The sequence below is a fragment of the Saccharopolyspora sp. 6V genome (genome assembly GCF_020176785.1).
Classification (GTDB): Bacteria; Actinomycetota; Actinomycetes; order Mycobacteriales; family Pseudonocardiaceae; genus Saccharopolyspora_C; species Saccharopolyspora_C gregorii.
This window is the reverse complement of the sequence record NZ_JAIUKB010000005.1, coordinates 1-8,773: the sequence shown is the minus strand read 5'-3', so window position 1 is coordinate 8,773 and position 8,773 is coordinate 1. Positions and strand designations below refer to the sequence as shown.

The 8,773-nt window shown below is 72.6% G+C and carries 8 protein-coding genes; 3 read left to right on the top strand and 5 right to left on the bottom strand.

The window, feature by feature from the left end:
- Positions 1-199 precede the first annotated feature (199 nt).
- The 4 genes from LCD35_RS01120 to LCD35_RS01105 all read right to left on the bottom strand — a co-directional run bounded on the left by LCD35_RS01120 (position 200) and on the right by LCD35_RS01105 (position 4,281).
- Positions 200-1,162 carry a PDR/VanB family oxidoreductase gene (locus LCD35_RS01120; RefSeq protein ID WP_224957353.1) on the bottom strand — a complete coding sequence of 321 codons (963 nt, stop codon included), beginning with the start codon at positions 1,160-1,162 and terminating at the stop codon, positions 200-202.
- Positions 1,163-1,236: 74 nt separating this feature from the next.
- The gene (locus LCD35_RS01115) at positions 1,237-2,184 is read right to left on the bottom strand and encodes a 3-hydroxyacyl-CoA dehydrogenase NAD-binding domain-containing protein (protein WP_224957352.1); all 948 of its coding nucleotides are present in this window, start codon (positions 2,182-2,184) and stop codon (positions 1,237-1,239) included.
- Complete coding sequence (locus LCD35_RS01110) at positions 2,171-3,100, bottom strand: 3-keto-5-aminohexanoate cleavage protein (RefSeq protein ID WP_224957351.1); 930 nt, start codon at positions 3,098-3,100, stop codon at positions 2,171-2,173. The genes LCD35_RS01115 and LCD35_RS01110 overlap by 14 nt, the downstream gene beginning before the upstream one ends.
- Positions 3,101-3,129: 29 nt before the next feature.
- Entirely contained in the window at positions 3,130-4,281 is a 1,152-nt protein-coding gene (locus LCD35_RS01105) for an aromatic ring-hydroxylating dioxygenase subunit alpha (RefSeq protein ID WP_224957350.1), read from the bottom strand.
- Positions 4,282-4,465: 184 nt separating this feature from the next.
- On the opposite strand from LCD35_RS01105, the gene LCD35_RS01100 reads away from it, so the two are divergent.
- Both LCD35_RS01100 and LCD35_RS01095 read left to right on the top strand, forming a co-directional pair.
- Positions 4,466-5,827 carry an NAD-dependent succinate-semialdehyde dehydrogenase gene (locus LCD35_RS01100; RefSeq protein WP_224957348.1) on the top strand — a complete coding sequence of 454 codons (1,362 nt, stop codon included), beginning with the start codon at positions 4,466-4,468 and terminating at the stop codon, positions 5,825-5,827.
- A 360-nt stretch (positions 5,828-6,187) separates the two neighbouring features.
- Positions 6,188-7,009 carry an SAM-dependent methyltransferase gene (locus tag LCD35_RS01095; RefSeq protein WP_224957346.1) on the top strand — a complete coding sequence of 274 codons (822 nt, stop codon included), beginning with the start codon at positions 6,188-6,190 and terminating at the stop codon, positions 7,007-7,009.
- A gap of 93 nt (positions 7,010-7,102) precedes the next feature.
- Here the strand turns inward: LCD35_RS01095 and LCD35_RS01090 are convergent, their stop codons facing one another.
- Complete coding sequence (locus tag LCD35_RS01090) at positions 7,103-8,092, bottom strand: YafY family protein (RefSeq protein WP_224957345.1); 990 nt, start codon at positions 8,090-8,092, stop codon at positions 7,103-7,105.
- A gap of 105 nt (positions 8,093-8,197) precedes the next feature.
- On the opposite strand from LCD35_RS01090, the gene LCD35_RS01085 reads away from it, so the two are divergent.
- Positions 8,198-8,665, top strand: coding sequence for a VOC family protein (locus tag LCD35_RS01085; RefSeq protein WP_224957344.1), 468 nt, complete (start codon positions 8,198-8,200; stop codon positions 8,663-8,665).
- Positions 8,666-8,773 lie beyond the last annotated feature (108 nt).

Genomic DNA, 8,773 nt, shown 5'->3' with positions numbered 1-8,773 from the left:
GGCGTCGCGGGGCGGCCCGCAGCTGGTGCAGACCGCGCACATCCGGGCCGAGTGAGCGGTCCCCGGGGAGAGCGGGCGCGGGGGGGGGGGGGGGGCCCCCCGCGGCGGGAAACCGCAGGCCGCCGGGTGTCCGGTGTGCACCGGTCGGTCGCTTCCGGGCGGCAGCGGTTCCCGCCGGGGCGGCACCGCGGTCGGATCCTCACAGCTCCAGCACGAGCTTCGGGCTCCGCGCCCGGCCCACGCAGATGAGCATGGTCCCCTCCTCGTCGTGCTCCGCCGGCGACAGGAGCGTTCCCCGGTGGTCCGGTTCCCCCTCCAGCACGCGGGTCTCGCACGTGCCGCAGTAGCCCTCCTGGCAGGACGACGGGATGTCCGGGCGGACTTGCTGCACGGCCGACAGCAGGGACTGGTCGGCGGCGACGGTCACCGTCGTCCCGGTCTCCCGCAGCTCGACCTCGAACGCGGAATCGCCGGTCGGGTCGGGCGCGTCCCCGGCGGCGGCGAAGCGCTCCACGTGCAGCCGGTCGGAGATCGCCGTTCGCTCGCACGCCGCGGCCACCGCGTCGAGCATGGCGGCGGGCCCGCAGCAGTACAGCCTGGCCGTCGCGGGCAGTTCGGCGACGATCCGCTCGACGTCCGGCCTGCCCCGCTCGTCCTCAGGCACGATCGAGACGCGGCCGGGGTGCGCGGCGGCCAGTTCGGCGGCGAAGGCCATCGCCGCGCGGGTCCGCCCGCCGTACACCAGCCGCCAGGGCGCGCCGCGCCGGTGCAGCTCGTCGAGCATCGCCTTGATCGGCGTGATCCCGATACCTCCCGCGAGCAAGACGTGCTCGGGCGCGTCGTGCAGCGGGAAGTGGTTCCGCGGGGCGGATCCGGTGATCTCGTCTCCGACGCGCAGCCGGTCGTGCAGCTCGACCGATCCGCCGCGGCCGGTCGCCTCGCGCAGCACGCAGACGGTGTAGGCGCGCCGGTCCCCCGGGTCGCCGCACAGCGAGTACTGCCGCACCGCGCCGGACGGGAGCCGCAGGTCGAGGTGCGCGCCGGGTTCCCAGCCGGGCAGTTCGCCGCCACCGGTGGCGGTGAACTCCAGCAGCAGGACCCCGTCGGCCACCTCGGACCTGCTTCGCAGCGTCAGCTCCAGCGGAGCGCTGGTCGCGGTCATCGTGGTGCTCGCCTCCTTCGTCGGGGGCGGGCGGCGCGGGAGGGCCGCGCCACCCGCCGCGCGGTCAGCGGGTGTCAGACGTCCGTCGGCCGGTCGCGGGAGACGCGGATCATCGCGGTGATCAGCTCGTCCCGGCGGCGGGACAGGGCGTCGACCGATTCGGCCGGGGCGAGCCCGCGCACCAGGTTCCGCGCGGTGTCCGCGTCCAGGTGCGGGCGGCCGAGGTCGTCGAACCACCGGTTGAAGCTGTCCGCGTAGCGCTCGCAGAAGGCGGCGAGACCGCCTTCCCCCGCGCCCAGGTGGAACAGCAGCGTCGGCCCCATCGCCGCCCAGCGCAGGCCGGGCCCGGCGGAGACGGCGGTGTCCACGTCCGCGACGTCGGCCACCCCCTCGTTGACGAGGTGGACCGCCTCGCGCCACAGCGCGGCCTGCAACCGGTTGGCCACGTGCCCGGGCACTTCGCGCTTGAGCTCGATCGTCACCTTCCCGACCGATTCGTAGAACGCGCGGGCCCGGTCCACCGCACCCGGCGCGGTCCGGTCGTTGCCCACCACCTCGACCAGCGGGATCAGGTGCGGTGGGTTGAACGGGTGGCCGAGCACGAACCGGGAGGGGTCGCGCCAGCCGCCCTGCATCTCGGTGAGGGTCAGCCCGGATGCGGACGACGCCACCAGCGCGCCGTCGCCGAGGGCGGGTTCGATGGCCGCGTAGAGCTCGTGCTTGATCGCGATCCGCTCGGGAACGCTCTCCTGCACGAATTCGGCGCCCTCGACGGCGGTGAGCGCGTCCCGGGTGAACTCCAGCGCGTCCGGGTCGCCGCGGTCGGCCAGACCGAGCTCGGTCAGCACGGGCCACGCGGTCGCCACCGCCCGGCGGACCCGCTGCTCCGCGGCCGGGTCCGGGTCGAACACCGCGACCGGCCTGCCCGCGGCGAGGAACAGCGCCGTCCAGCTCTGCCCGATCACCCCGCCACCGAGGCTCGCCACCCGGCCGGTGCCGGAACCTCCTTCAGAACCCGACATGGTCCGCTCCCTTCAAGGCGAGGCGGCGGCGGGCTTCGGCCGGGGTCGCGACCGAGTGCCCGAGGGATTCGACGATCCCGCGGATCTTGCGGACCTGGTCGGCGTTGGACGCGGCCAGCTCACCGGGACCGATGAACAGGCTGTCCTCCAGCCCGACGCGGAGGTTGCCGCCGAGCATCGCCGCCTGGGTGGCGAACGGCATCTGGTGCCGCCCGGCGGCGAGCACCGACCACTCGTAGGAGTCGCCGAACAGCTTCTCCGCGATGGTGTGCAGGTGCAGGAGGTTGTCCAGGTCCGCGCCCGCGCCGCCCAGGACGCCGAAGACCAGCTGCACGAAGAACGGCGGCTGGACCCAGCCCTGGTCCACCAGCCACGCCAGGTTGTAGAGGTGACCGAGGTCGTAGCACTCGAACTCGAACCGGGTGCCGTGCTCCCCGCCGAGCTCCTTCACGATGTGTTCGAGGTCGGCGAAGGTGTTCTTGAAGACCAGGTCCCGCGTCGATTCCAGGAATTCCGGTTCCCAGTCGTGCTTCCACCGGTCGTGCTTGCGCGCCATCGGGAAGATCCCGAAGTTCAACGAGCCGACGTTGAGCGAGGCCATCTCCGGCGAGGTCGCCTTCGCCGCGCGCAGCCGGTCGTCGCGAGACATGCCGAGCCCGCCGCCGGTGGAGATGTTCACGACGGCGTCGCACTCGGCGGCGATGCGCGGCAGGAAGTTCTGGAACAGCTCCGGCCGCGGGTCGGGCCGCCCGGTCTCGGGATCGCGGGCGTGCAGGTGGACGATGGCCGCGCCCGCTTCGGCCGCGTCGACGGCGGCCCGGGCGATCTCGTCCGGGGTGATCGGCAGGTGCGGCGACATCGTCGGTGTGTGGATGCCGCCGGTCGGTGCGCACGTGATGATGATCGGTTTCGGCATGCAGCCTCGATCCTGTCGGGGGCCGGCGGTCAGGAGGTGGGGCGGTTCGCCGCCATCGCCGCGTAGGCCTCCAGCACGAGCCCGTGGAAGTGGTGGACGCCGTGCTCGGACAGCCCCGGCTGGCGCTCCGGGTCGTAGACGATCCGGCCCTGGTCGAACGCCGGTGATTCCATGCCCCGCTGGACGCTCTCGACCAGGTCGATGTCCTGCACCTGGAGCACGTCGTCGATGTAGTCGACGGATTGCTGCTCGACCTCGGTGAGTTCGGTGCTCTCCAGGTAGAAGTCCCAGGTCTCCAGGCTGCGGTCCGGTCCCGCGGGCAGGATCTGGAACACCATGAAGTTGCCGCGCCCGGGATAGCGCAGCAGGCAGGTGTTCGGCCAGAGCCACCACACCGCGTGCTCGGTGACGGTGGCGCCCGAGACGTCGTAGGCGGTGTTCGCGGACTTGCCTGCGTCCGCGAAGTGGCTCGACCAGATCCCGTGCGTCTTCACGTCGTAGGTGTCCATGTCGACCAGCGACACGAACTCCTTGTGCGCGACGTGGCAGTGGTAGCACTCCAGGAAGTTGTCGATGACGTTCTTCCAGTTGGTCTTCACGTCGTAGTGCAGGCGCTTCGCGTGCGTGAGCCCGGCGATGTCCGGGGCGCGTTCGGTGATCTGGGCCGCGAGGTCGGGGGCCTGCTCGGCCAGCGGCGCCGCCGACGGGTCGAGGTTGACGTACACGAACCCGCAGAACTCCTCCACCTGGACCTGGTCGAGGCAGATCTCCGACTTGTCGAACGCCATCCGGTCCGTCTGCCGCGCGCCGACGAGCGCACCGGTGAGGTCGTAGGTCCACGCGTGGTACGGGCAGACGAGGGTGCGGGCGGTGCCCGAGCCGGACACCAGTTCGTGCGCGCGGTGCTTGCAGACGTTGTAGAAGGCGCGCAGCCGCCGCTGCCGATCGCGCACGACGACGATCGGGCGTTCCGCGACGGTCGTGGCCACGTAGCCACCGGGTTCGGCCAGCTGCTCGACGTGGCAGACCCACTGCCAGGTGCGGCTGAAGATCGCTTCGAGGTCCGCGCGGTGCCACTTCGGATCGGTGTAGGCCTCCGCCCGCAGCGACATCGAGCGGCCGGGATCCGCGTCGTAGCCCTGCGAGACCGACTTGAGTTCGTCCGTGGTGAGAGTCGTCATGGCCACGACCATAGGGCTGTTTGTACGACCGTTCAATGCCCTGTTCTATTTCAAACCGCCGACACGTGGACGTTTTCCCCTCCACCGCAAGCGGTTCCAACTGCATCGATGCCGCATTGCTGGACATGCGTTCAACGTATGGACCATGATGGCCGCGAGCGAGACGACGGCCGGGAGGGCGATCATGACCGAGTACGCAGTTGTCGACCCCGCGAGCAGAGAGCTGATCTCCACGACCCCGGTCGACTCCGACGCCGCGCTCGCCACCGCCCTGGGGACCGCCGCGGAAGCGCAGCGGTCGTGGTTCCGCACGACCACGGTGCGGCAGCGGGCCGAGCTGGTGGCACGGGTCGGTGACCTGCACGCCGAGCACCGGCGGGAACTCGCGGACATCATCGTCCGCGAGATGGGCAAGCCCGTCGACCAGGCGCTCGGCGAAGTCGACTTCTGCACCGACATCTACCGCTACTCCGCCGAGGTGGCGCCGTCCTGCACCGCCGACGAGGAGATCATCGTCGACTCCGGCCGCGCGCTGGTGCGCACCCAGCCGCTGGGCGTTCTGCTCGGGATCATGCCGTGGAACTACCCGGCGTACCAGGTCGCCAGGTTCGCGGCGCCGAACCTCGCGCTGGGCAACGCGATCCTGCTCAAGCACGCCCCGCAGTGCCCCGAATCCGCCGCCTTCCTGCAGGAGTTGTTCCGCGAAGCGGGCCTGCCGAGCGGTACCTACACCAACATCTACGCCGACACCGACCAGGTCGCGCGGTTGATCGCGGACCCGCGGGTCGCCGGGGTCTCGCTCACCGGGTCCGAACGGGCCGGACGCGCGGTGGCCGAGATCGCCGGGCGCCACCTCAAGAAGGTGGTGCTGGAACTCGGCGGCTCCGATCCGTTCGTGCTGCTGGGCAGCGACGACCTCGACGCCGCCGTGGCCGCGGCGATCGCCGCTCGGATCGACAACGGCGGGCAGGCCTGCAACGCCGCCAAGCGCATCATCGTCGCCGACGACCTCTACGACGACTTCGCGGACCGGTTCGTCCCCGCCTTCACCGCCATCGAACCCGGTGATCCGACGGCGCCCGGCACCGCGCTCGGCCCGCTGTCCTCGACGGCCGCCGCCGACCGCCTGGAGGAGCAGGTGCAGCGCGCCGTCGAGCACGGCGCGACCGCGCACCGGGGCGGGACTCGGCGCGGGAACTTCTTTCCGCCGATCGTGCTCACCGGGGTGGAACCCGCCAACCCGGCGCACCACGAGGAGTTCTTCGGTCCCGTCGCCGTCCTCTACCGCGTCCCCGACGAAGAAGCCGCGATCAGCACCGCGAACGACACGCCCTTCGGCCTGGGCTCCTACGTCTTCACCCCCGACCACGAGCAGGCGATGCGCGTGGCCGACCGGCTGGAAGCGGGGATGGTGTTCGTCAACGAGGTGGGTGCGGAGAGCGCGGAACTGCCGTTCGGCGGGGTGAAGGCCTCCGGCACCGGTCGCGAGCTCGGCCGCCTGGCGTTCGCCGAGTTCGTCAACAAGAAGATGATCCGCGTTCCCTGACCGGCCGCCGGCCGGGAGCGGCGCGGGGGGATCGTCGCCTGCGCAGCACCGAACGCGGCGCCGGAGGCCGCGAGCCGGGCACGGCGTCCGCGGCCCGGCGTCCGCGAGCCGGACCCGACGTCGGCGAGCTGGGCACGGCGTCCGAGAGCCGGGCACGACGCCCGCGCGCGCCTCGGCATCGGCGACCACCACCCGGCGCTCGGGTACCGGCTCCCCCGCCGGACCCGGGCCGCAGCCGCGCCGCGGCGGACCGGCTGAGACCTGGCTCACCTCGCGCCCGGGCGGGGACCGGATGATCGCCACGAGGTACCGGAACCGGTATCTTCACCCGTGGCATCGAACGGGACGTGGAGCGCGACAGTGAGAGCAGGCGGACCGCCGGAGCGGGGCATCGACCAGTCGACGGCCAGCATCGCCCGGGTCTATGACGTCTTCCTCGGCGGCAAGGACAACTACGCGGTGGACCGGGAGGTCGCCGGTGCGGTGATCGACCAGATCCCGCAGACGCTGTCGTTCGCCCAGGAGCACCGGGCGTGGCTCATCCGGGTGGTGCGCTTCCTGGCGAAGGCGGGGATCGATCAGTTCCTGGACTGCGGTTCGGGCCTGCCCACGCAGGAGAACACGCACCAGGCCGCGCAGCGGTTCAACCCCGAATCCACCGTCGTCTACGTGGACAACGACCCGATCGTCGCCGCGCACGGCCGCGCGCTGCTGGAGGAGAACTCCCGCACCCACTTCGTCGACGGCGACCTGACCGAACCGGACCGGTTGCTGGCCGACCCGCGGATCACCGACCGGCTGGACCTGAGCCGCCCCGTGGCGCTGATCCAGTGCTCGACGATCCACCACGTCACCGACGAGCAGCGCCCGCACGAGATCGTGCGGCGTTACGTCGACGCCCTGCCCTCGGGCTCCTATCTCGCGCTGACCCACTGGCACGATCCCGCGGACGGCGGTGCGGGCAGCGGCATCGCCCGCTACATCTCCGAGACGTTCCGGAACAGCTCGATGGGGTCGGCCAACTTCCGCTCCCGCGACGAGATCGAGCGGCTGTTCGACGGGCTCGAATTCGTCGAGCCCGGCCTGACCCTGCTGCGGGACTGGTGGCCGGACGGCCCGAACCTCGCCCCGGCGGAACCGGTCGACGAGATCGTGCTCGCCGGGGTCGCCCGCAAACTGTGATCACCACCGCGGCGGGGTCCTCGCCGCGGTCGTCCTGCCCGCGGCCCTCCATCCGGCGAGGTGGTGCTTGCGCTCGCGACCGAGCGGTGCGGGTCAGCCGGGCCGGTGCCCGGGGGTGCGGGCGGTGGCGGTGTTGCGCGCGGCGAGCAGCGCGAACGCCCGGGTGAGCTCGGGCGGGTGGAGCACGTCGACGTCGGTGTCGAAGCGGTTCAGCGAGGCCGCCAGCGCCACCCAGGACCAGGAACCGACCTCGATGCCGCACCGGTCCGGCCCGAGGTCTTCGACGATCCCGTCACCCGCGAACGGGAGGACCTCCCGGGCCGGCCGGTGGAGCACGACCTTGCCCGTGCAGGGCCAGCGGTTGTGCTCGGCGGAACCCTTGAAGCGGGCGGAGACGTACTCGGCGACGTCCCCGCCCGGGATCGGGCGCGGGGTGAACCGCGGCCCGGTGGGGGTGCTCGGCGTGACCCGGTCGGCCCGGAACAGCCGCCAGTCCTCGTGGTCGAGGTCCCAGGCGACCAGGTACCAGCGCCCGTGCGAGGTCACGAGGTGGTGGGGTTCCACCCGCCGCCGCGGGCCCGGTTCCGCGGCGGCTTGCGGCCGGCTCGCGTAGTCGAAGCGCAGCACCTCGCGGGCGCGGATCGCGGTCGAGACCGCGAGCAGCACCTCGGGCGGCGCGTCCCCCGCTCCCCCGCCGCCGGGGAGGGCGGTGAAGGTGAGCGCGTCGAAGCGGTGGCGCAGGCGGGAGGGCATCACCTGCCGCACCGTGGTCAGCGCGCGGACGGCGGGCTCCTCGATGCCCGCCCCGGTGGCGGTGGCGGCCCGCAGGGCGACGGCGAGCGCGATGACCTGCTCGTCGTCGAACAGCAGCGGCGGCAGCTCGTCCCCGGCGTCGAGGTGGTAACCGCCCTCCGGGCCCATCGTGGCCCGGATGCGGTAGCCCATCTCCCGCAGCCGGTCGACGTCGCGGCGCACGGTGCGCGGGCTGATGCCGAGCCGGTCCGCGAGCAGGGAGCCCGGCCAGTCGCGCCTGGTCTGCAGCAGCGACAGCAGGCGCAGCAGGCGCGAGGTGGTCGTGGTCATGGGATCGACCCTAGTTCTCCGTGTAGGACCAGAACCGACCTACACGGCGGCGAGGGTGGGTCTCGACCGGGAGAGCCCCGGCGAGATCCACACTCGGGAACGCACATGACCCTGACCACGACCACCCACCTCAACTTCCGCGGGGACGCCCGCGCTGCGCTGGAGTTCTACCGGTCCGCCTTCGGCGGCCGGCTCACGATCACGACCTACCGCGACGTCGGCGCCCCCGGCGACGCCCCCGGTGCCGACGACGTCGTCTTCGGACAGGTCGAGGCCGACAACGGCTTCCGGGTGATGGCCTACGACGTCCCCGGCGTCCGGGACGGTTCCGCGGCCGCCACCGGTTCCACCCGCCGCGAGAACGGCGCGACGATCACCGACCAGCCGTTCTTCGTCTCCGTGCGCGGCAACGGGCTCGACGAGGTCCGCGCCTGCTGGGAGAAGCTCGCCGAGGGCGCCTCGATCGTGGAGCCGCTCGCCGCTTCGGCGTGGAGCCCGGGCTTCGGCATGCTCACCGACCGGTTCGGGGTGACCTGGAGCATCGACGTGGCCGCCGCCCGCGACGCCGCGTGACCGCGCGGGGGGGGGGGGGGGGGGGGGGGCCCGCCGCCCCCCCCCCGCGCCCGCCCCCCGCCCCCCCGCCCCCCCCCGCGCGCCCCCCCAACACGAGCAGCCCCACGG

Bases quoted from the DNA above. Each gene is read 5' to 3' on its own strand.
- LCD35_RS01120 (WP_224957353.1), bottom strand. From the start codon at position 1,162: ATGACCGCGACCAGCGCTCCGCTGGAGCTGACGCTGCGAAGCAGGTCC.
- LCD35_RS01115 (WP_224957352.1), bottom strand. From the start codon at position 2,184: ATGTCGGGTTCTGAAGGAGGTTCCGGCACCGGCCGGGTGGCGAGCCTC.
- LCD35_RS01110 (WP_224957351.1), bottom strand. From the start codon at position 3,100: ATGCCGAAACCGATCATCATCACGTGCGCACCGACCGGCGGCATCCAC.
- LCD35_RS01105 (WP_224957350.1), bottom strand. From the start codon at position 4,281: ATGACGACTCTCACCACGGACGAACTCAAGTCGGTCTCGCAGGGCTAC.
- LCD35_RS01100 (WP_224957348.1), top strand. From the start codon at position 4,466: ATGACCGAGTACGCAGTTGTCGACCCCGCGAGCAGAGAGCTGATCTCC.
- LCD35_RS01090 (WP_224957345.1), bottom strand. From the start codon at position 8,092: ATGACCACGACCACCTCGCGCCTGCTGCGCCTGCTGTCGCTGCTGCAG.
- LCD35_RS01085 (WP_224957344.1), top strand. From the start codon at position 8,198: ATGACCCTGACCACGACCACCCACCTCAACTTCCGCGGGGACGCCCGC.